This window comes from Ruminococcus flavefaciens AE3010 (genome assembly GCF_000526795.1).
Taxonomy (GTDB): domain Bacteria; phylum Bacillota; class Clostridia; order Oscillospirales; family Ruminococcaceae; genus Ruminococcus; species Ruminococcus flavefaciens_D.
Map to the genome: position 1 here is coordinate 1354765 of NZ_JAGT01000001.1, position 23086 is coordinate 1377850.

The window sequence follows — 23086 nt, forward strand, 5'->3', positions numbered from 1 at the left end:
TTCCTCCTTTATTTCAGGGAGAGCGTTACAGTAATATCGCCCTCACCAAATAATGCCTTTAATTCTTCCTGTGTCGTATTGTCAATATGTCCGAGCTTTGTGTAGCTCCACGAATTGGAGTCATAGAATATCGTCATCTGATTACCCTGATAGAGCATTATATCACACGGCTCTGTTTCGGTACTTGCGTCTGTTCTGGTAAGCGACCACGGCAGCTTGCCGACCTTTTCAAATCCGCCGTATTCATTCAGCGTAACAGTGATTGGCTCTGCTTTCAGCTTTTCTGCAAGCTCTTTTGCGGCAGTACTGTCAGCGAATGAAGCGGTAAGCTCCTGACCGTTTACGGAAATCAGCAGTTTTACTTCGGATTGTTCATTGTTCAGAGGAAGCATCTCCACCCACTCCTTTACATCGTCCTTTGTCGCACTTGCAGGGAAACGTCTGCCTTCGAGTTGATTTCCAATCGGCACAAGTTCTGCGATATTCTTCTCACTTGCGGCAATACCGCTGCTGCCTGATGTGCAGAACGGAATGACCGTCTTATCCGAGAAATCATAGCTTTCAAGGAATGTGTCGATGATGCGCGGTTCCTGTCCCCACCAGATCGGGTAGCCTAGGAAGATCGTATCATAGCTGGCGATAGATTCTATCGGGTTTGCGATCTCAGGGCGGACTGTCTTATCGTTCTGCTCCTTATTGGCACGACAGTTATCGTCCTGATATTTGATGTCTGCATCTGTATAAGGCACAGCCGCTTCGATTACATAGCTGTCCGCACTGGTAAGTTCAATCAGATACTGAGCAATTTTTTCCGTGTTGCCTGTGCGTGAAAAATAGATAACAAGCGTATCGCTGTCTCTTTCTATATTCATATTATACAGAAGTTCACGTTTCATCAGGCAGAGATCAAATACATCCCAGCGATTATCGTCGTTCAAATCATAGGGCTTTCCGGTCAGGTCTTCCTCAGTCGGTCTTGTCAGGAGAAAGTCCTGTAAGTTGCGAACATCCTGTATGGTATACTGGTATTCTGCGGACTCTTCCGATGACTGAACATTTGCAGATAGATTCGTCACAGGGATACTGCTATACTTTTCAGTCAGACCACTAACAGTATTCTGATGTCCGCACCCTGACGTTGTCATAAGTAAAGTGATACAAGCAACGAAAGCGCTCCATAATTTCATCATTAAAACCCGCCCTCCTTCTTCATCATAAACACCAGATAATCAAGGCAGCTAATGCAGTGTTCCTTTGCATGAACCTCGTCAAGCAACTCTTTTCTGTGAGCAGCAAGCATTTTCTCGCATTGCTTTGTGTCGAATGAACAGGCATCGAATTGCTCGATAAACACATCATCACAACCGGCATCGATCAGATTTTGTCTGATACTTTCTTTCATATGCTCACCCCCGACTTTCTTGTTGTATTCATTATAACATGGTTATCTAAAAATAGCAAATACCTATATTGAATATGTTTCTATGCTTGACAGTTATAGCCATATGTGGTATGATATAGAAAAGGAGGCGGAGTGTATGGATATTCGTGTACTCAGATATTTTCTTGCGGTGGCAAGAGAACAGAGCTTTTCCACAGCGGCAGAAAGGCTGTTTCTGTCACAGCCGACGCTGTCCCGTCAGTTGAAGGAATTGGAAGATGAACTTGGGAAGCCTCTCCTGATACGTTCCAACAAAGGTGTAACGCTGACTGAGGAGGGCATGATCCTCCGCAAGCGTGCCGAGGAGATCGTGGAGCTTATGGATAAGACCGAGCAGGAGGTCAGGCAGAGCAATGACAATGTGTCCGGTACAGTGTATATCGGCGCAGGAGAGACCTATGCGATCAAGCTTATCGCAGATACTGCACATAAGCTGAGAAAAGATTATCCCAATATTCATTACAGCTTTTTCAGCGGCAACGGCACTGATGTCATGGAAAAACTCGAACATGGGCTGATGGATTTCGGGGTGATATTCGGGAATGTAGACCGAACCAAATACGAAGCCATTGAGATACCTTTGCACGATACCTGGGGCGTACTGATGCGCCGTGACGAACCGCTTGCGAAGAAGGAAACAGTTACAGTTGCAGATATTGCAGGACTTGATCTGATCATTCCGCGCCAGCCGAATCACAGTACAATGCTATCTGAACTGATCGCAGAACAGGCACCTGATGCTAATATCGTTGCTGAGTATAACCTCATCTACAACGCTTCTGTCATGGTAAATGAGGGCATTGGCAGTGCTATCTCACTTGATAAACTGATCAACGTCAGCGGTGACAGCCGCCTGTGCTTCCGACCTTTTGAACCACGCATGGAGGCTGTCAGCTATTTCATATGGAAGCGGTATCCTGTTTTCACAAAGGCTGCAAGCACATTCTTAGAGCAGTTCAAAAAAGATTTGCTTGATCTATAGGCAAACAATAACGGAGATGATTTTGGAACGGTATACCGGATGAGCATGAATAAACAAAAAATGCTGTCCCGAGGCGAACGAAAACAGTCTCAGTGCTATCCTTGCATCTTAATTCATCCCTAAGTGGGGAACAATTCACGATAAGTGTTCTATTCCCAAAAATCAATCATATTTCAACTTTGGGGAATAGAATTACAGCCCGAAGTCCCTTTTCACCGCATAATCGACACTTCTGTCCTCGGCTTTCTCTCGAAAGCTCCTGCCGTTGGCTTCGTTGAACAGGGTGCTGATCAGGTATTTCTCGTAATTGCGGACATTATCCGTCTGCTTCATCTGCTCAATGGCATTTTCAAGTCAGATCCGATCCACCTTGAGCATCGCAGCCTTGATGACCTCTCTGGGGAACTCCTGACCGCAGATATGCTCTGTTTTCTTTCGGGAGCAGATTGCCCTGACGATCATTTGAACGATCTCGTCCAGTTCTTCCACGGACATATAGCCGTTCGATTCCTCTGCCCACAGAGCATAGTCGCTGTAGTCGATATTGGACTTCACGACCTCGGTATAGATCTGCTTCTCACGGATATATCCGTCCGTCTGCGTCAACAGATTGATGGATTGATTCTTGATCTCTTGATATTTCTTTTTTTGATTTTTCTTTTCTTGATATTATATTATCGTTCGGCTTTTCAAGATGTGACTGACCTTGATTTAGGTTTTCCGTATCAAGGTTTTCAGCATCTTGAAAACCCGTATCTTGCGGAGCTGATTTTTCCGAGTTTTCAACATCAGAGCTGTCAGACTCATACGGCTCGTCGTAGATGTAGTAGATCCAGTCGGTGATCTTGCCGTCAACATACTGACGTTCCCTGCGGAGATAGCCGAGCGCTTCGAGCTTCTTCAAAGCACTGGAAATCTTTGTCACACCGTCAGGCATGATCGAAGCAAAGCCTCGGATCGAAAAGTTCCAGTCCTCAGCCATCGACATCATCGTGCAGTACAGCCCACACTCGCTGCTTCCCAGACGGGTATCCCGCAGGGCAGTATTACAGATGATCGTAAAATCCTTTGTCATTCTCTTTCTCAGTTTTGGCATAGTGATACCTCTCGTTTCGGTAATTTCAGGGTAATAAAAAACGGATAATGCTCCAAAATATGAAGCACTATCCGCATCGAAAAATGGTCGTCAACAGCTTTTCTACCAAGGTTATGATGTCTTCTACCAAAGGTAGGAAGACCGCTGTCCTACCAAATCATCTACCAAAACGATCTTTTTCCCGATTTTTTAATATCTTCGCATTATCGCCTGTTTTCGTGTTTTATGCCTTGTAAAACAACGTAAAATGGGGAATAGAAAGCAACACAGAATAACAGAAAACTGTTCAAAACGAAGTGAACTGGAATACTCAAAATCCGTTGGTGGCAACACCGTGCGGGTTCGACCCACGCCACCGGCACCATGAAGAATGCAGGAGCTTTTTAAGTGCCTGCATTTTTCTTTTTATCCTCATTCTCATCGTTCTCATCTTCATCATCGAGGACTTTGGAGATGGTTTCAGCAGATGAGATTCTCGACTTATAATCGAGATGACTATAAAAGTTTGCGGTAACATTAAAAGTTGAATGACCGAGCCAGTCCTGAATTGCTTTCATGGACACATCATTAGCAAGCAGAAGGCTTGCACAGCTATGGCGCAGGTCATGGAAACGGATCGGACGGAGCTTATACTTTCTGATTACTTCCTTAAAGTGCCTTGTCACATATTCAGGCGTGATAATCGCTCCCGTGTTGTCACGGCAGATAAAACCGTCAAATGTTCTGTCAAAGTCACTCTTGAGAAGCTGAGAATACTGCATTTCGAGTTTCAGCTTTTCTTTCAGCATCTTCTCGATTTGCGGTATAAGAGGAAGTGTTCTCACGCTCGCTTCTGTTTTGAGCGTTTCGTCCACTCTTAACTGCTCATGTCCGTCTGCATTGATACTCGTAATCTTACGGCATACTGAAAGCGTACCCTTTCGCTGCAATCTTGCCGAGCTTTTCAACTTTGGCAATGATATCGTCCTTGTGTTTCATGATAGACAGCTTACCGTCAAGCAGACTGTCAAGCTCCTGTCTGATACCCGATCAGCATTGAGGACTGCGAGGACGAGGACGGCAACAGAAGAAAGGGTATTGTTTTCGGCTCTATCCTGATGACTGACCTCCTTTCTGAGTGGCAGAGACGAAAAAAAGACCTTGCTGACGGTAAGATCAGCAAGGCCGAATATACAGAATGGAAGCTCAATTGGCCGAAAACGACCGATGACTGCGGAAAGCATGAACCTGTGAAAGAGTGGCGTAACTTATAAGCCACTTGAAACGCAGAATAATTCCGCTTATCTCCCTGTTATCAAATTGTTATCACTGAGATTTTGAGACTTTGGAAATGGCGTATCTACGCCGTTTCTGAGGTCTTGTTTATTATTCCCACTCCACAGTTCCTGGTGGCTTTGAGGTTATATCATACACTACGCGGTTGACGTGCTCCACCTCGTTGCAGAGACGGTTTGAGACCTTTGCAAGCACATCGTAGGGTATCCTTGCCCAGTCGGCTGTCATAAAGTCGTCTGTAGTAACTGCGCGGATAGCGATAAGGTGGTCGTATGTACGGTGGTCGCCCATAACTCCTACTGTGCGGACATCGGGAAGAACCGCGAAGAACTGCTTCAGCTGCTCCTCGATACCGCTCTTGCGTATCTCGTCACGGAAAACAGCGTCTGCTTCCTGCAATATCTTTATCTTTTCCTCGGTTATCTCGCCGATGATACGAACTCCCAGACCGGGACCCGGGAACGGCTGACGCCATACGAGGTCATGAGGTATGCCAAGCTTTTCGCCCACGGCTCTAACCTCGTCCTTGAAGAGGTCGCCGAGAGGCTCTATAGTGCCTGCGAACTTGATATCATCAGGCATTTTAACCATGTTGTGGTGAGTCTTGATAACGGCTGTGCTGCCGTGACCTGCCTGATTACCTCTGCCCGACTCGATACGGTCGGGATAGATAGTACCCTGTGCGAAGAAGCCGTCAGTGCCCTGCTCTCTTATCTTATCCCAGAAAACATTGTAGAACTCGGTACCTATTATTTTACGCTTCTGCTCGGGGTCTGTAACGCCTTTAAGTGCGGTGAGGAACTTGTCCTTGCAGTTTACGCGGACAAAATTCATATCGAAGAGCTTTGTGAAGGTCTCCTCAACGAAGTCGCCCTCGTCCTTTCGCATGAGTCCCTGATCCACGAAAACGCAGGTGAGCTGCTTACCTACTGCACGGCTGAGAAGTCCTGCTGCAACTGATGAATCAACGCCGCCCGAAAGACCGAGAATGACCTTCTTGTCGCCTATCTGCTCGCGGAGCTTCTTAACTGTATTCTCTATGAAATCGTCCATTACCCAGTCGCCTGTGCAGCCACAGACATTATAGAGGAAGTTATGGAGTATCTGCTTGCCGTATTCGCTGTGAGTTACCTCGGGGTGGAACTGTACAGCGTAGAGCTTTCTTTCGGGAGCTTCAAATGCAGCGCAGGGACAGTCCGAAGACTTTGCCGTAACACTGAATCCCTCGGGAAGCTGACTTACGAAGTCGGTATGGCTCATCCATACCACGCTCTTTTCGGGGACTTCCTTAAAGATAAGGCTGCCGCTGTTCTGAGTGATCTCGATCTTGCCGTACTCACTCTTTTCGCAGCTCTCCACCTTGCCGCCGAGAGTATAAGCCATGAGCTGACAGCCGTAGCAGATACCGAGGATAGGCACTCCGATCTCGAATATCTCCTTTGAGATATGAGGTGAGCTGGGATCATAAACGCTGTTGGGACCGCCTGTGAAGATGATAGCGGTGGGATTCAGCGCTTTGAGCTCGCTGATAGGAGTGTCAAATCTCTTGATCTCGCAGTACACGCCGCACTCACGGACTCTTCGTGCGATAAGCTGATTGTACTGACCGCCGAAATCGAGAACGATACAAAGCTGGTTAGACATAAGTCCCTCCTTAACTTCCGCTTTACGGCAGCGGACGCCGTATTTTTGTTTTCAAAAATCAGCGAAGCTGTTTTTTGAAACGAGAAAGTAGTAAGTAGTGAGTAGTAAGTAGTAAGTAGTAAGAGTTTACGTTTTAAAGCACTGTCTACTACTCGCTACTCACTACTTTCTACTCACTAATTATGCCATATTTCAGAGAAAATTTCAAGCCCTGCAAACGCTTTTTTGCGGTAAAAACAGTCCTGCTGACAATTATAGTAAAATTCAATAAAAAATAACAACTACCTATTGAATTTACTAACATTTTGTGGTATAATATATTTATATAGTTTCAAAAGGAGTTTCAATATGTCCGCAAAAGAAGAATTTATCACCATATATAAGCAAAACATCAAGCGCGAAGGTGCAGACAGGCTTCTGGAGTTCCTCGAAAAGAGCGACTTCTTCACAGCTCCCAGCAGTACCCGTTTCCACGGCTCTCATGAGGGCGGGCTCGTCCAGCACAGCCTCAACGTATACCACTGCCTCAAGGATTACCTCTCACGTCCCCGCACAAAAGAACTCTACGGCATGGATTACTCGGAGGAGACTATAGCAATAGTTGCCCTGCTCCACGATGTATGCAAGGTGAACTTCTACACTGTGGAAATGCGCAACAAGAAAAACGACGAAACAGGACAGTGGGAGAAGGTCCCGTTCTACGCTATCAATGATACTCTCCCCTACGGACACGGCGAAAAGTCCGTGTACATACTTTCGGGCTACTTCTACGGTGAGAACCGTCTTACCCGTGAGGAAGCCTTTGCAATAAGGTATCATATGGGTTTTTCATACGGAGGAACAGAAGAAAGAAATTCCATCGGCAGGGCACTTGAAATGTACCCGCTCGCTCTGGCACTGAACGTGGCCGATATGGAAGCTTCCTACTATATGGAAGGCTCAGAAAAATAAATAAATGTAAGGAGTTTTTATTATGAACTGGTACGATAACGCCATTATCTATCACATCTATCCTCTTGGATTCTGCGGTGCGCCCAAGTTCAATGACGGAACTGAAGATGTGACCTACAGACTGGATAAGGTACTCGACTGGATACCTCATCTAAAGGAGATGAACGTGGACGCTGTTTACTTCGGACCTGTTTTCGAGTCCGTTGAACACGGCTACGATACCATAGATTATAAGAAGATAGACCGCCGTCTCGGCGATAACAACTCTTTCCGCTTTATCTGCGACACTCTCCATGAGAACGGTATCCGCGTCATTCTCGACGGCGTGTTCAACCACGTAGGCAGACGCTTCCCGCAGTTCATGGACGTTCAGGAAAAGGGACAGGGCTCGGAGTACTGCGGCTGGTTCCAGAATCTTAACTTCGGCGGTCCAAGCCCTTACGGCGACCCGTTCTGGTATGAGGGCTGGAACGGTCACTACAATCTGGTAAAGCTCAATCTTCGCAATCCAGGCGTCTGTGACCATATCATCGACGCCATCAACTACTGGATAGAGTCCTTCAACATCGACGGTATCCGCTTTGACGCCGCAGACTGCATCGACTTTGACTTTTTCAAGAGGATAAGAAGCTTCTGCAAGGGCAAGAAGCCTGATTTCTGGCTCCTCGGCGAGATAATCCACGGCGACTACAACCGCTGGGCTAACCCCGAGATGCTGGACAGCGTTACCAACTATGAGTGCTACAAGGGACTGTGGTCCTCACACAATGATAAAAACTACTTCGAGATAGATTACTCCATCAACAGACAGTCTGGCGCAAACGGCGGCATCTACCGCAATCTCGACCTGTACAACTTCGTGGACAACCATGACGTTAACCGTCTGGCAAGCACCCTCCACAACAATGCTCACCTGCCGCTGGTATATACTCTCATGTACACCATGCCCGGTATACCATCTATTTACTACGGAAGTGAGTACGGCATCGAGGGACGCAAGGAGAACAACTCCGACGACGCTCTCCGCCCATGTCTCCACTTACAGGATATGGAGCGCGAAAACGTTTCCCTCTACCACCACATCGTAAAGCTCGGCCGGATATACCGTGCTTATCCTGCACTGAGAACAGGATACTATGAGCGCATCATGATAACCAATCAGCAGCTCCTTTTCAAGAAGATACAGGGCGAACAGACAGTATACGTTGCTCTCAACCTTGGTGACTATGAGTTCGACCTTAACTTCCAGACCCATATGAACGGTCTTGTGGACGTATTCACAGCAATGCCCATACAGGTCGAGAACGGCAATGCGTATGTGCGTATGGCTCCTTATTCGGCAATGATAATTGTTGCAGACGACATCGTGAACAACGAGCCAGAGGAAGCCGTCATAGAAGAGGAAAAGGATACTGAGCTGGTAATAGGTGCAAAGTACCGCCACTTCAAGGGCAATGAGTATGAGCTCCTTGCAGTTGCACGCCATACCGAGACCATGGAGGAGCTTGTGATATACAAGTCGCTCAAAGACGGCGAGGTGTGGGCCAGACCCAAGTCAATGTTCATTGGTAAAGCAGGAGAAGAAAGCCGATTCACAAAAATAGACTGAATATAAAAACAAGGGACACCGAGGGGAGCCCCCTCCGGCGAAATCGTGGCATAAAATTACCGAGCCTATAATTTCAGGCTCGGTAACCCACTATTTCCGTTAAGGGGAGCTGACTAAAGGTGTCCCTTAATTATTGTTATCATATCCATTCAAGCTCATGTATAGCCTTGAATTCGCCTCTCGCCATGAGAATAGCGACTGCTGCCGAAAGAAGATCGGCAAGGGGTCCTGCATAGGTGATACCGTCTATATCAAATACCATAGGAAGCACTATCAACAGCGGCAGGAAGAAAAGTATCTGCCTTGTCAGTGAAAGGAAAATGCCCTTTACAGGCTTTCCTATGGACGTGAAGAACGTGGAGATTATCGGCTGCAGGCAGTTGAGCCATGTGAAGAACAGGAATATCCTGAAGAACTTCGCACCGAACTCATAATAGCCCTCGCTGGCGTCGGAATTTGCGAATACTCCCAGTATCTGCCTCGGGAAGAGCTGGAAGAACACAAAAGCGATAAGTGAGATCACAGCTCCTGTCTTTATTGCCATCCAGAATGCGCTCTTTACTCGATCGTAATTCTGTGCGCCGTAGTTAAAGCTCTCAATAGGCTGAGTACCCTGAGCAAGTCCTATGACAATAGAGAATACTATCATATTGACCTTCATTACGATACTTGCAACAGCAATAGGGTCGTCCGAGCCGTACTTTGAAAGCTCTCCGTAGTGTCTCAGAGAGTTGTTCAGAACTATCTGTACTATAGCAATAGCAAGCTGATTGAAGCATGAAGCCATACCGATAGAGCATATCCTCCTTACGATACGGAAGGACGGCAGCAGATGCTTGCCGAAAAGATATACCGTCTTGAAGTTGATACAGTAGATAACTACAATAAGTGCGGATATGAACTGTCCGATAACTGTTGCGATAGCCGCGCCCTTCATGCCCCAGCCGAAGCCGAGAACGAATACTGCATCAAGAACAGTATTGATAACAGCTCCCGTAACGTTGCATATCATGGTCATCTTAGGACTTCCGTCAGCACGGACAAGGTGTCCGCCGCCTGTTGTAAGTATAAGGAACGGGAAGCCGAAAGCGGTATATTTTACGTATTCCTCTGCGTAAGGGAGCACCACAGGTGAAGCTCCGAAGCGTTTAAGCAAAGGCGTAAGAAATATCAGTGTAAGAGCCGATATTATAACTCCCAGAACCACCAGCAGGAACAGCGCATTTCCTGCATAGTAGGGAGCTTTTTTCTTGTCGCCCATACCAAGGGTAAGGTTGAAGCATGACGCACCGCCGATACCGAACATCAGCGCGATAGCCATACATCCTGTTGTGAACGGGAAAGCGATACCTGTTGCCGCATTTCCCAATGGTCCGACCGCATTGCCTATAAACAGCTGATCGACCATGTTGTAAAGTGCGCTTACAAGCATACCTATAATACTTGGGATAGCGAACTTCATCATAAGTGAGCGTACAGGAGCATATCCAAGCGGATTGCCCATTCCACCCGGAGGTCCCCCTGCTCCTCTGGGTGGACCTCCTGCTCCCGGTGGTGGTCCCCCTGCACCGGGCGGCGGTCCTCCTGCTCCCGGTGGTGGTCCCCCTGCACCGGGCGGCGGTCCTCCTGCTCCCGGTGGTGGACCTCCAACTCCTGACGGCGGACCACCGTAGCCCTGAGGCGGTCCTCCTAAATCTCTGTCATTCATTCTCATACCTTCTTTTCTCTTATATAGCATAAAATACTTATTAATTATACATCATTCGGGAACAAAAAACAATAGAAAGACTTAACAGAAAAGCCAAAACCAAATCAATACTTTCTGTCAAACATGATGTAATTTCAACAGTACGGAAACTTTTTTGTCCTTGACACTATGTCCCATGTGTGGTAAAATTAACCTTGTGGATCATTATTATGACTTGCGAGGAATCCGTAACAATAGCTATGGCGGCACATACTAAGGAGTTTTTTGAATGAAGATAATACTTGCATCGGCTTCACCCAGACGGCGTGAGCTGATGAGATACATAACCGAGGACTTCGAGGCAGTATCAACGGACTGTGACGAGACTCTCCCCGATGATATTGAACCGAAAGCAGCTTCCGAGTACCTTGCGGTGCTGAAAGCAAAGGCTGCTGCGGAGAAGTACCCCGACTGCGTTGTGATAGGCTGTGATACCACGGTCATACTGGGCAGCGAGATACTGGGCAAGCCCCGTGACAGAGCCCAGTGCATAGCCGATATATCAAAGCTCTCAGGCAAAACGCATCAGGTCATTACGGGCTGCTGCATAATCAGCGACGGCAGGGTGAGCTCATTCTCAGAGGTGACCGACGTGACCTTCCGCGAGCTGACGGCTGCCGAGATAGAAGCCTACGCCGATACCGACGAGCCCTATGACAAGGCTGGCGGCTACGGCATACAGGGACTGGGCTCGGCACTTATCTCCCATATTGACGGAGACTTTTTCAATGTGGTAGGACTGCCAGTTGGACGTCTTTTCAATGAACTGAAAAAAGTTGAGAGTTGAGAATTGAGAGTTGAAAGTTATGGTATCGCTTGCAGTGATAATATTTAAAATATGTGAGCGAAGCGAACACAACAACTCTCAACTCTACACTCTCAACTCTAAACTCTCGGGCGGATAGTATCCGCCCCTACTAAGCACTAAAAACTAATAACTATAAAGGAGTATTTACCATGAACTCAACCGCATTTCATTCTGCTGACATTCTTATCCCAAAGGACTGCGATATGCACAAGTGGTCCGTTATCGCCTGTGACCAGTACACCAGCGAGCCTGAATACTGGGACGAAGTAAGCACTACAGTGGGCAGCGCTCCCTCGACGCTGAACCTTATCCTCCCCGAGCTTTATCTGGAACAGGACGGCGTTGCACAGCGCATTGACAATATCCACACAGCTATGGACAAGTACCTCTCCGACGGTATCTTCACCGAGTACACGGACGCTATGGTATACGTTGAACGCACCCAGAGCAACGGCATTCTCCGTCAGGGCATCGTAGGCGCTATCGACCTTGAAAAGTACGACTTCTCAAAGGGCAGCACCTCAGAGGTAAGAGCTACCGAGGCTACAGTCATCGAGCGTATACCTCCACGTATCAAGGTAAGACAGGGCGCTCCTCTTGAGCTTCCCCACATCATGATACTCATTGACGACCCCGACAATACAGTTATCGAGCCCCTTGCAAAACAGACCTCAGACGACAGCAAGCTCTACGACTTTGAGCTCATGCAGAAGGGCGGCAGCATCAAGGGCTGGCTGATAGACAAGTCTGCACAGGAAGCAGTTGACAAGGCACTCTGCGCACTTGCCGATCCCGATACATTCTGCAAGAAGTACGGTCTCAGTGATACTCCCGTGCTCCTCTATGCTATGGGCGACGGAAACCACTCACTTGCTACTGCAAAGGAGTTCTATGAGCAGCTGAAAAAAGCAGATCCTGATAAGGACTTCTCAAACCACCCTGCTCGCTATGCTCTTGCTGAAATAGTTAATCTCCACAGCGACGCACTTAAATTTGAGGCTATCCACCGCCTTGTATACGATGTAGACTGCGACAAGCTCATAAGCAAGCTCACAGCCGCACTGGAGCTCTCCGAGACAAAGGCCTCAGACCAGTACGTAATCTGCTCATGCAAGGGCACTGAGAAGAAACTCTACATCAACAAGAAGTCATCGAACCTGTCCGTTGGCTCTCTCCAGAACTTCCTTGACGGCTATATTAAGGCTAACGGCGGCAAGATCGACTATATCCACGGAGCTGATACCGTTAAGTCACTGGCTGACAAGCACAATGGCATCGCATTCATTCTCCCCGATATGGACAAATCTCAGCTCTTCCCCACTGTTATCAAGGACGGCGCTCTCCCCAGAAAGACCTTCTCTATGGGACACGCCGAGGACAAGCGATTCTACATCGAGGCAAGAAAGATCACAGAATAATGACGTTTCACGGGCGCACTTCGGTGCGCCCTTATTTTTTCTCAATTCACGCATTATCTGCGAATACTCAAACGGGCGAACGCTGTTCGCCCCTACGCTTTGCCATAACTTCTAAAAATTAACACCTTTTTTTGTACAAGGTATTGATTTTTCCGAATAAGTGTGCTATAATTTAATTTGGATATGCATTTGGACTTGTGCTGTGAGCATTGGATCGGTTAGCGGCAAAGTTCTTATCGGTACACAGAACGTCATAAACTGTGTGCTGCTTTGGGGGGCAAATAATTTAATGAACAAAAAACCAATACGGCTTGATTTCTTCAGGTACATATTGGCGAATGTCATCAGCTCTTTAGGTGTATCGGTATATATTCTTATCGATACTTTTTTTATTTCAAGGGGAATGGGTTCGGAAGGCCTTGCTGCTCTCAATCTGTCTCTGCCTGTATTCAATTTCATCAACGGCTTCGGTCTGATGCTGGGAATAGGCGGCGGAAGCAAATTCTCTATGCTATACTGCAATACTGAACGAAAAGAGACGGACAGCGTATTTTCCAATTCTTTCATTTGTATCCTCGGCATAGCTGCGATTTTTGAGATACTGGGCATTTTCTTCTCGGGGCAGGTCACTCACCTGCTGGGCGCGGACGAAGCTGTCTTTGATATGTCTCACAGCTATATTAAGAGGATACTCCTGTTTTCACCTGCTTTCCTTGTCAATAACCACATGGCTTGCTTTATGCGCAACGACAGCGCTCCCAAGCTTGCTATGCTGGGCATGCTGAGCGGCAGTCTCGCCAATGTCATACTTGATTACGTCTTTATATTCCCCATGGATATGGGAATGGAGGGCGCTGCACTTGCAACGTGCATCTCTCCTTTCATCAGCATCGGCGTAATGAGCATACACTTCATAACAGGCTGGAACGCTTTCAGGTTCAGACTGATACGTCCGTCGCTGAGCGTCATAAAGGAGATAGTCTCACTGGGACTTCACTCTTTCTTCTCCGAGGTCTCGGGTGGCGTAGTGATAATGATATTCAACTTTGTTATCTACCGCATATCGGGCAATACAGGCATCGCCGCATACGGAGTCATTGCCAACGCCGCTATCGTCTTTTCGGCTATATATGCAGGCATCGCCAGCGGTATACAGCCGCTTATGTGCCGATACCACGGACGAAGCGACATCTCCGCAATAAGATATGTACTGCGCCTGGCGCTTAGGACCGCAATGATATTCTCCGTTTTCGCCTATACTGCCGTTTTCTTCTGCACTTCGGAAATAGTGGGAGTATTCAACAGCAGCGGCAATCCAATGCTGAAAAGCATCGCGGAAACAGGTCTCCACGAGTACTTCCTGTTTATGCCTTTTATGGGAGCAAACACAGTACTTTCAGTGTACTTCACATCAAAGGAAATGTCCAAGCAGGCACAGCTCATATCACTGCTGCGCGGTACCATACTTATCATCCCCCTTGCATTCATAGCTTATATGCTCAGAAGCATGACGGGAGTATGGCTCACAGTCCCTGCGGCAGAGATGATGACCTCATTTGTGGGAATGAGCCTGCTTCTCATAACCAACAGAAAAGCATGGGCAGAGTCACTTAAACCTGTCCCGAATATAAGATAAAAGCTCACCTCATATAGGGTGAGCTTTTTATACTATCTGAACCTGTCGTCATCTTCTTTGTCATGGTATTCAATATCCTTGTGCTCGCTTTTAAAAAGCTTCACCTTTATCCATACCATAATAATTATAAAAACTACTAACGCAATGAATAAATAGATACCTTCAATGCCGAACCGGAAGATTCCCAATACCAGTATCACCGCTGCAAGGATCTGAAAAAAAGATTTTATATCCTTGAAAAAGTTATACGGTTTGAATCTCATAAAATAACTCCCTACTGTTCAAGTCCGCTGCGTCAGCCATAAAGCCTGCTGTCTCATGACTTTGCTATCAGATGCTGTGTATTATGAAATGAGCCATTTCAAGCTCCAGAAGACGGTATACATTTGCAATGAGGTAGCCGTCCGCAATGGCGTGGTTCAGTCTTACAGTGACGGGCATCATGAGCTGTCCGTGCTCCTCACGGTATTTGCCCCAGTTGACAATGGGAGCAAAATAGAGATATCCGTCAGGAAGCTCTACATTCAGTGAGTCATATGAAAGCCATGATATATACGAAGCGTCAAACCAGTTTGGGTGGTTCACGGAATCAAGACCGTATTCCCTTGTCTGCTTTGCCCTGTCTATATCCGCAAGAGCGTTTTTGTAGAAGGTCTCATAGTCCTCATAATACGTGGTATACACGGGAGTGCAGGTCTCGGTGTCCTCATGGAACACATACTGTGTGGGATTTATGCTGTCGTAGCATATGAGCTGGTCTGTCGCCCAAAGATAGCCCATTTTGTAGTCGTCACGGGAGTTCAGCACCTTTGAGAGTATATACAGAAAATTGATGTAGAATTTAGTTTTTGTCTTACGGGAGTACTTGACCAGCTCCGTAACGTCTATCCTTGCGGTCATAGATGTTGAGCATTTACAGTCCTCCGAGAAGTGTCGGAACACGCCCTTTCTGTAATATGTTTCCTTGTCTATTACCCTGTAATTCATATTATCACCGTCCTTTTTCTGATAAAGCCATGAAGCATAACAGTAATGCTTATGCAGAAATTTTTACATAAACTATTGAGGAAAACCCTTTTGAAAAAGGGTTCTTCCTCAAACTCCTTTCCTAAAACTTTCGTTTTTGTTTTTTCTCATATAGGGCGCACCCTATATACTTGCAGTCCTTTTTTGTTCTGAATGCGCCCTATATGAGAAAAAACCAGATAAAAGTCTTTGGAAGGGAGTACGGGGGATAACCTTTCCTCTGTATGGTGTTCTTAACGCAGTTAATTATGTATTATCTCCGAGGAGGTCATCCTCGGAGATTTTTATTATGTAAATTTGGTCGTACCAAGCTCGTCCATCTCTCCGTCAAGCCTGAATGCTTTGTCAGGATGAAATGTAAAGTAAATGACTATATGATTACCGCAGGTCCTTGAACGTTTTACAGCCTTTTCGTGGACTTCTATTCGCTCTATAAATGCTCTCATAAGCTCTGGTGTGACCTTTGAAATTGTTACATACCTCTTAGCCTTAGTGATAAAGTCACGGATACATTTCTCTCGCGCTTTCACTTCATCAAGCTGTGAGTTGAGGGAACTGAGCTTTGATTTCAGTTCAGTCTGCTCATTTTCAAAGCTTGCAGATAGAAGTTCATAACGCTCGTCTGTGATTTTGCCGTTGGCTCTGTCTACGAAGAGAAGCTGTATGGCGTTGTCGAGCTGCTTGATCTTGGTCTCGTATTCAATTCTAAGACTCTCGGATTCTCTCAAATTCTTAGCAGCTTCAGCTTCGCCGTTCTTCATTGCATCGCTGTAAAACTCTTCCGAATGCTCCCTTGCGTATTTCGTTACCTTTTTCAGTGCTCTTAACACTATCTCGTCGAGCACACTTTCACGAATGTAATGTGAAGTGCAATCGCTTTTGCGGCTTTCATAGTGTCCGCAGCGGTAGCTATCGTATCCGTGGGCTTTATCCCGATTACGATACATCCTTGAACTGCATTCTGCACAGTAAAGGTAACCTGCATACTTGTCCAGCTCACCACGTTTGTCCGCACGCTTGCGTCCTTCAAAGTGCTTCTGTACAAGGTCAAACGTCGCTCTGTCGATGATCGCTTCATGGGTATTCGGGAATATCCTCATATTCTCAGGCAAGTTCTTGATACGCTTTTTCAGTTTGTTTGACTTGCTGTACGTTTTGAAATTGACAGTATCTCCGCAGTATATCTGATTGGAGAGCATTTTTCGGATAGTGTTATTTGCCCATGCATAAGGCTTGTCAAGCTTGAGGTCTCTTGAACGGCTGCCGTTTTTTCTGTAATTGTAAGCGCTTGGTGACAGTACCTGTTCCTGTTCAAGTGTTCCACATATGCGTTTGACACCTATTCCTCCTGCGTACATCTCAAAGATATGCTTGACAACAGGTGCGGTCTCGGGATCGGGTATGATTTGCTTTGGGTTGCTTGGATCTCTCATATAACCGTATGCTATCCATGCTGCAAGACGTTCTCCACGCTCTCCCTTTGCTCTCAGAACAGCCCGTATCTTATTCGAGCAGTCCCGAGCATACATATCATTGAACAAGTTTTTGATACCAGACATCTCGTTGAAGCCATTTGCACTGTCCACGTTATCGGTGATAGCAATGAAGCGAACATCATATGCAGGGAATACCAATTCCATAAGCTTGTCCGTTTCCAAATGATCGCGTCCAAGCCTCGACTGGTCTTTCACAATGACCGTTCCGATAAGTCCGTTCTGAATATCGTCGAGCATATGAACATACTCGGGACGGGTGTTATCGGTACCGCTGTATCCGTCATCAACGTAATACTGACAGTTACGGAAGCCGTTCTTGTCTGCGTAGTCCTTAAGCATTAGTCTTTGATTTTCAATTGACAGCGACTCTCCTGCACGCAAGTCCTCTTGACTGAGGCGGCAGTAGAGCGCTGTTATCTGTTCCGTGTTTGATTCTGTTTTCATCTATCCTCCTGTTCCGAAGCGTTCGCTTCTGGGAATCAAACCGAATAGGATACACCAACAGTATATCACTACTCGGCCCGAAAGTCCAGAACTTTTTCAGCAGATTCTGTCGCCGTTTATCAAGTGTTTGATCTTATCCTCAACGGATTCGCTTGGCTTTTCAGGAGGTTTGAAAACAAGCGTCACGTTAAAGGTTTGTCCGTTTACGGTCATCTTCTTGTCCGTGCAGAGCAGTTTTTCAGTCGTTTCAGATTTCATATGAACTCCTTTCACGTCACACTTTTTCAAACATATTATTCAATTTATAAAGGTTCTTTGACTCCGGTTACACCTCCCTGTGTTTTGTCCTTAGACGCCTCCCGTATCTCCCTAATCATAGCCTTTATCATGGATTTTTCTCAAAAAAGACGCCTGATTATTCGGAGAACGCAGGAAAAGACGCCTATATGCTCATCTCAGCAAATGCCGAAGAATCGGCGGGCACTGCCCGTCCGATGTGGAACGGCGGGCGCAAATGACGCCAGCCTTTATCCTGCAAACTGGGAAGGGGCACGGGTTCTCCCGTTTCAGCGGCAAACGGAATGCCGACCGCTATGCTTGCCGGTCTTGCGGACCGACTTCCGCACCCCCAACTCTTTCGTTTTTCGATACCCGTACAATCCCCACACTCGCTCCACGTTGCGCGACAATCGCGTTCAGCGCGAGCGGTGGGGTAACTATACCATTTTCATTCTGAGGACGGCAAACTCAGGGCTTTCTGCGCGTGTTTCGGATAATCGCTCTTTACACAGTTATCATTGCAAAGAAAAGAAGGCGCATAGTTTATATTATCTTTGATAGCTAATATATATCTTCCTTCTCTGTATTAAGTATATATTCTCTTGTATACTTAATATATAAGCCTATGACATCATGACACAGCCCCTATGACAATTAACTCTTAAACTTCAATGCCAACTCTGCGTCGCGGAGCTTGTCCTCGTCCATGTCGTAATTTAGAAATGCGACCTCATAAGAGTTCACGACCTGACGTCCATTGTCAGCATAGTTGTTGTGTATGCGAATGATATCCTTCTGCGCAAGAGTTTTCAATGCACGCTCAACATTGCTCACCGACATCGCAGTGTCTCTTGCGATACCTGTGCGGCTAATGGTCGAGGTTTTCTTTTCGCTGTCGTAGTAACAGAGTAAGTCCATCACCACCTTGAACTCGGCAGGCGTAGTGATGTTGAGATACTCCAGCGGTGAATTGACACCGTTTGAGTACGCTGTGCAGTTGATAACGTTCAAATCTTTCATCTACATCTTCCTTTCGCGTTTCGAGTTTTTACTTGTGATGTCAAGAATGTCCGGACGTCTTAACTGCATTCAGTATACACGCTCTCTTGACAAAAGTCAATAGATATAGTATACTATCTCTACCGAGTTCAATCTATAATCTATTTTTATGAATAAATTGTTAATTTTTGGTTTCAGGCTATTTATACAGCTGCTTTCAAGACAAATCGCAGTGTTATGCGCTCTGACAAAACAGAACACTAATTCTGAAAGGAGACATTATGTTTGAGATAGAAGCACACTACCATGACAGAAAAATATATCTTTCCGACGGCAGAGTCTATCCGCTCGGAGAGATACTTCTGCGCTATTTTTCAATGAATTTTTATGACTTAGGCGAACTGTTTGACGTATGTGAACGTGCAAAGTCTGAGCTGAACATCAGTTCCTTATTCTGTCCTGTGAACATAGGTGAGCGCGCACAGGAAATAGAATTCGCCTATGATGACATCGTGGACATAGCAAGAACACTTCCGCCTTTTGACACAAAACATTTCAGACATGGTCTGCTGAGAAACTTGTTCGCGTACTATAATGACATCTTCGACGAGCCGTTCTACGAGGACTCGGAGTTTGAAGTAGATGATTATAACGAACACTTTGTCAGCGCAGAGAGCACTCCCGTGTCGTATGAGGAAATGTATATCACGGAAGATTTGAACGAGCTGCGAGCGTTATCTGATTATGAATTCGACAGCAAGAAAGTTTTCAGCAACTATGAGAACAGAAAAGACGCCGCAGACTTCACGGCTTGTATTGAGCAGATGACAAACGAGTTCTCAACTTTTATTGAAGACATAATTCGTGTTAAAAACATTTTTATGCCCTTCGCAGACGAGCTATGTGACCACAACAGTTACCCGACAACTCAGAAAGTTATCGACACATTTCAACGATACACAGGCGTTATTTCAAGCGGCAGTATGTGCATGGGACACACAGTCATTGATACGAAAAAAGGTCCCATACTCTGTGAGACTTATCGTTTCACATCGCTGGGAGCCTTTATGTATTTTGAATTGTTCAAGTGTATCGAAGAAAAGTTTATGCCTGTCAAGTGCCGCAACTGCGGTCGGTGGTTCATCATGAAGCACACTACCTTCTCACACTACTGCAAGCGCCTGGTCAGCAGCAATCCTCCGAAGACTTGTCGTGATAATGCAATGAGCCATAACTTCAAGGAGAAACTCAGGAACGATCCAATCTGGGAGATCTATAACCGCGGCTACAAGCAGCACTATGCGCGTTTCATGAAAGGTAAAATGACAAAAGCCGAGTTTTCAGAGTGGGGCGAGTATGCTATTCAGCTCAGACAGAAAGCTGCTGATGGCGAGCTGGAGATGGAGGAATATCAGAGGTTAATTAGAATATAGAATCATTGAATATTGAATTTTTTTCTGATATTTGTTCCTTTTTTCTTTACAGGATCAACAAGTTTGTCATCAAGTTTTCTAGTTAAATCATAACCTTGTTTTGAAAGTTCCTTTGTTGCTTTAAAAATGCCATCAATCTTTTGGTTTAATAGAGCGTGAATAATTGTATTGCGTTCAAGTCTCCATGATTCCAGATCTTTACTTAGAATTACTAATAAGTCATCTCTATTAAGATTATCCATTTTTTTCTGAAGTGCTGGCATATATCCATTAATGAATCGTGTTTTTCGCTTTTTCCCTTCATTTTGTTTATCTATTATTGCCTTAGTTTCTTCATCAATTCTCTGGGCTGATTCGATGTCTAATTTCAATAAAGATTGTATGATATCCATTTTTACTCGGATATCTTTAACCTTTATTGTAGAATTTTCTGGTTTATTCAACAATACTCGAATAAAAGGATACACGGGTTTATTAATCTCCAGATTATCTTTATCTCTTGAAACAATACCGCAATAATGGAGGAAAGCCACAAGCCTGTCTTCAATAATTGCATAACCTATTACCAGACCTTCAAGATAAAATCCTTGATCATTGGCTTTTTTGTACCTTGAATATTCTGCTTTGTATGTCGCTTGTTTTTCTTTTCCTGTGGTTACTTTTTTCATTTTTAATCATTCCTTTTAAATAATTGTTAAATAAGTTTTTAAGATTGGAGAGTTTTGCGCAGAATTTACTGCATAATACTACTCAGCAAGTATAACTAGATTTTCCTTATATTCATCTGTTATAAGTATTCGACTTGATTGATAATCTTCTGAACTTTGCGGAATAGGATAAGCGATTTGAACATATTGGTCACCATTATAATTTTCACCCATTTGCGCCAGATACACTCGTCCAATATTATTATCCTTAATAATGTTCCAATTAGCCCCATATCCATTCCAACAAGCAACTTCACCTAAGCCAGTTCCTTCAAACACTACCCAGCAGCATTTAGCGGGAAGTCCTTTGCCTGAACAGTCATATTTTGCAATACATTCCTCAACCGCATCGTTATCAATATCATAGATCCACGATGAAATATAACCTGCTTCAACTTTAACATCTCCTTGACCTTCGGTCCAATGTGCAGTATACTCTGATGGCGGTAATAAGGTGCTCCCTTCTGTTGCACCGCATACACTACACTTTTTAGGAGACGTGTAAGTCGCCTCGAGCCAATCGTGAGGAACAGATTCATCGGGGTTATCCTTGTTGATAATATAATGCGAGCACGAATAACCGCTGAGTCCTTTTTCAGAATATTCTATTCTGCACCAATCCTTATTGTCGTCAAGGGTATATGCTTTCACTTCTGTATCCTTAGGAATTGTTCCAAGTATTTCAGCATCGTAAGACGGCGCTGCTCTGACTGAAAGGTCATCAGATTTTGTGTTGATTATTCCTACAAATTCATGTGGGTCTTTTGTTGTAGTAGTAGTTGCTTCTGTTGTGGTTTCTGCCACAGTAGTCGTTTGAACTGAAGAAGTTGTAGCTGTTTCTTCGGAAATTGCAAATCCATTAGCGGAGGTTCTTGATTCTGTGTCATAGTTTTTATCATTCAGTTTCTTCGCAGCGAAAAAGAGAAGTCCGCCAAGAACAGCTATCAATGCAATTATTGCTGAAACTGTAATGATTGCTTTTTTACGAGATCTCTTGCCAGCTTCAACTGCCTGTGGCTGCATATAGACAGAGCTGTCAGCATACTTAGTTTCATTACCGGATGAATAGCTTGTGTTTCCAGCGTAAACCGTTGCCGGAGATTTAGTCGCAGCAAAGCCTGAACCGCTGACATATGCATCGACCTTCGGAGCATTCAGTTTGTCCAGGTCAGCAAGCATTTCGCTCATATTGGCATATCTGGTATCAGCTTCATATGCACAAGCCTTTAGTATTATTTTTGAAAAAGAATCGCTTGCATTAGAAGGCGGCGGCAGTTCCTCACCGCTCATACGTTTATCTATTGCTTCTTCAGTTAAAACCGTATCCTCGAATGGGAAAAGCCCGTTGTTCATAAACTGATAAAGACAGATTCCCAGTGAATAAATATCTGCCTGAGCAGAATAAGCTGAAGCATTTCCTGACTTAGCCATATATACCTCGGGCGCAATATATCCCTCAGTTCCGGCAAAAGAATGGGTATACGAAGTTTGCTTTGCAATATTGAAATCTCCGAGCTTGTACGTTCCGTTCTTTGAAATAAAGAAGTTGGATGGTTTAACGTCACGATGGATAACACCGATATCGTGAGCAGCTTTTAATCCGCTTCCTATTTCTTTGCCGAGTCGTATGATATTAGCCTCAACAGTATTAAGCTGCTGGGAGTTCATCAAGTCATAGACATTCTGCAACAGCTCCATTCTGATAAGAAAGATGTAGCCTGCGAGCTTTCCGTCACGATGAAATTCCTTAACATCCTCATCTTCATAGCCGACGACATTTTGACAGTCTTTGAGCTTGTACATTATTGTCGATTCTTCTTCAATGTCAGCTCTTTTCTGCTTAAGGTAAGAAAGGCTGCGCTCTGCGTTGGAAGCCAATCGTTCATCAGGCAGAATCGGCTCTACTTTTAATGCAGCTGAATCAACACGCTTAGCTCTAACTGCTTCAACGCGGAATACAGAGCTGAAGCTTCCCGTGCCTATCTTCTCTTTTATGTACCAGTTTTCCCACAATGGCTGTGGTATTTGTTGTAATACTTCTTCAATAATCTTATCTATATTCATACAAACCACCTTATACTCACTCTGTTTAAAT

The 23086-nt window shown here is 45.3% G+C and carries 23 protein-coding genes; 8 read left to right on the plus strand and 15 right to left on the minus strand.

Annotation, left to right across the window (positions count from 1 at the left end):
* Positions 1-8: 8 nt before the first annotated feature.
* Positions 9-1190, minus strand: coding sequence for a flavodoxin (locus tag N774_RS18075; RefSeq protein ID WP_024860339.1), 1182 nt, complete (start codon positions 1188-1190; stop codon positions 9-11).
* Positions 1190-1402 (minus strand): hypothetical protein, encoded by a 213-nt coding sequence (locus N774_RS0105815; protein ID WP_024860340.1) that lies wholly within the window; start codon positions 1400-1402, stop codon positions 1190-1192. Before N774_RS0105815 ends, N774_RS18075 begins: the two co-directional genes overlap by 1 nt.
* Before the next feature lie 136 nt (positions 1403-1538).
* Between N774_RS0105815 and N774_RS0105820 the strand changes: the two genes are divergently transcribed.
* Positions 1539-2423: a LysR family transcriptional regulator gene (locus N774_RS0105820; RefSeq protein WP_024860341.1), complete on the plus strand. Its 885-nt coding sequence runs from the start codon at positions 1539-1541 to the stop codon at positions 2421-2423.
* 192 nt (positions 2424-2615) lie between these two features.
* On the opposite strand, the gene N774_RS19130 is transcribed toward N774_RS0105820, so the two are convergent.
* From N774_RS19130 to N774_RS16960, 4 genes are all read right to left on the minus strand, one after another.
* Complete coding sequence (locus tag N774_RS19130; protein WP_155250359.1) at positions 2616-2756, minus strand: hypothetical protein; 141 nt, start codon at positions 2754-2756, stop codon at positions 2616-2618.
* Between the two features lie 21 nt (positions 2757-2777).
* Entirely contained in the window at positions 2778-3029 is a 252-nt protein-coding gene (locus N774_RS0105830) for a DUF6017 domain-containing protein (RefSeq protein ID WP_024860342.1), read from the minus strand.
* Complete coding sequence (locus N774_RS0105835; protein WP_024860343.1) at positions 3001-3519, minus strand: helix-turn-helix domain-containing protein; 519 nt, start codon at positions 3517-3519, stop codon at positions 3001-3003. Before N774_RS0105835 ends, N774_RS0105830 begins: the two co-directional genes overlap by 29 nt.
* Positions 3520-3902: 383 nt before the next feature.
* Complete coding sequence (locus tag N774_RS16960; RefSeq protein WP_242836568.1) at positions 3903-4475, minus strand: site-specific integrase; 573 nt, start codon at positions 4473-4475, stop codon at positions 3903-3905.
* Between the two features lie 141 nt (positions 4476-4616).
* On the opposite strand from N774_RS16960, the gene N774_RS19135 reads away from it, so the two are divergent.
* The gene (locus N774_RS19135; RefSeq protein ID WP_155250360.1) at positions 4617-4772 is read left to right on the plus strand and encodes a hypothetical protein; all 156 of its coding nucleotides are present in this window, start codon (positions 4617-4619) and stop codon (positions 4770-4772) included.
* Positions 4773-4884: 112 nt separating this feature from the next.
* Here N774_RS19135 and guaA read toward each other — a convergent pair whose 3' ends face one another.
* On the minus strand, positions 4885-6438 hold the full coding sequence (gene guaA, locus N774_RS0105855; protein ID WP_024860345.1) for a glutamine-hydrolyzing GMP synthase: 1554 nt from the start codon (positions 6436-6438) through the stop codon (positions 4885-4887).
* A 348-nt stretch (positions 6439-6786) separates the two neighbouring features.
* Between guaA and N774_RS0105860 the strand changes: the two genes are divergently transcribed.
* On the plus strand, positions 6787-7389 hold the full coding sequence (locus N774_RS0105860; protein WP_024860346.1) for an HD domain-containing protein: 603 nt from the start codon (positions 6787-6789) through the stop codon (positions 7387-7389).
* A 22-nt stretch (positions 7390-7411) separates the two neighbouring features.
* The gene (locus tag N774_RS0105865; protein ID WP_051463380.1) at positions 7412-8998 is read left to right on the plus strand and encodes a DUF1653 domain-containing protein; all 1587 of its coding nucleotides are present in this window, start codon (positions 7412-7414) and stop codon (positions 8996-8998) included.
* A gap of 139 nt (positions 8999-9137) precedes the next feature.
* Here the strand turns inward: N774_RS0105865 and N774_RS0105870 are convergent, their stop codons facing one another.
* Entirely contained in the window at positions 9138-10706 is a 1569-nt protein-coding gene (locus N774_RS0105870; protein WP_080770553.1) for an MATE family efflux transporter, read from the minus strand.
* Positions 10707-10974: 268 nt separating this feature from the next.
* Between N774_RS0105870 and N774_RS0105880 the strand changes: the two genes are divergently transcribed.
* The 3 genes from N774_RS0105880 (at position 10975) to N774_RS0105890 (ending at position 14607) form a co-directional block, all read left to right on the plus strand.
* On the plus strand, positions 10975-11532 hold the full coding sequence (locus tag N774_RS0105880) for a Maf family protein (protein ID WP_024860349.1): 558 nt from the start codon (positions 10975-10977) through the stop codon (positions 11530-11532).
* Between the two features lie 170 nt (positions 11533-11702).
* Positions 11703-12971, plus strand: coding sequence for a DUF1015 domain-containing protein (locus tag N774_RS0105885; protein ID WP_024860350.1), 1269 nt, complete (start codon positions 11703-11705; stop codon positions 12969-12971).
* 289 nt (positions 12972-13260) lie between these two features.
* Positions 13261-14607 carry an MATE family efflux transporter gene (locus N774_RS0105890; protein ID WP_024860351.1) on the plus strand — a complete coding sequence of 449 codons (1347 nt, stop codon included), beginning with the start codon at positions 13261-13263 and terminating at the stop codon, positions 14605-14607.
* Positions 14608-14639: 32 nt separating this feature from the next.
* On the opposite strand, the gene N774_RS0105895 is transcribed toward N774_RS0105890, so the two are convergent.
* The 5 genes from N774_RS0105895 to N774_RS0105915 all read right to left on the minus strand — a co-directional run bounded on the left by N774_RS0105895 (position 14640) and on the right by N774_RS0105915 (position 18872).
* The gene (locus N774_RS0105895) at positions 14640-14870 is read right to left on the minus strand and encodes a hypothetical protein (protein WP_024860352.1); all 231 of its coding nucleotides are present in this window, start codon (positions 14868-14870) and stop codon (positions 14640-14642) included.
* A gap of 67 nt (positions 14871-14937) precedes the next feature.
* Positions 14938-15594, minus strand: coding sequence for a CatA-like O-acetyltransferase, family 3 (locus N774_RS0105900; protein WP_024860353.1), 657 nt, complete (start codon positions 15592-15594; stop codon positions 14938-14940).
* Positions 15595-15920: 326 nt separating this feature from the next.
* Positions 15921-17573: a recombinase family protein gene (locus N774_RS0105905; protein WP_024860354.1), complete on the minus strand. Its 1653-nt coding sequence runs from the start codon at positions 17571-17573 to the stop codon at positions 15921-15923.
* Between the two features lie 96 nt (positions 17574-17669).
* Positions 17670-17831, minus strand: a complete 162-nt coding sequence (locus N774_RS19140; protein WP_155250362.1) for a hypothetical protein — start codon at positions 17829-17831, stop codon at positions 17670-17672.
* Between the two features lie 675 nt (positions 17832-18506).
* Positions 18507-18872 carry a hypothetical protein gene (locus N774_RS0105915; protein WP_024860355.1) on the minus strand — a complete coding sequence of 122 codons (366 nt, stop codon included), beginning with the start codon at positions 18870-18872 and terminating at the stop codon, positions 18507-18509.
* Between the two features lie 260 nt (positions 18873-19132).
* Here N774_RS0105915 and N774_RS0105920 point away from each other — a divergent pair, with 260 nt between their 5' ends.
* Complete coding sequence (locus N774_RS0105920) at positions 19133-20284, plus strand: DUF6076 domain-containing protein (protein ID WP_024860356.1); 1152 nt, start codon at positions 19133-19135, stop codon at positions 20282-20284.
* Positions 20285-20286: 2 nt separating this feature from the next.
* On the opposite strand, the gene N774_RS0105925 is transcribed toward N774_RS0105920, so the two are convergent.
* Positions 20287-20952 carry a hypothetical protein gene (locus N774_RS0105925; protein ID WP_024860357.1) on the minus strand — a complete coding sequence of 222 codons (666 nt, stop codon included), beginning with the start codon at positions 20950-20952 and terminating at the stop codon, positions 20287-20289.
* Positions 20953-21030: 78 nt separating this feature from the next.
* Positions 21031-23055 (minus strand): serine/threonine protein kinase, encoded by a 2025-nt coding sequence (locus tag N774_RS0105930; protein ID WP_024860358.1) that lies wholly within the window; start codon positions 23053-23055, stop codon positions 21031-21033.
* Between the last annotated feature and the right edge of the window lie 31 nt (positions 23056-23086).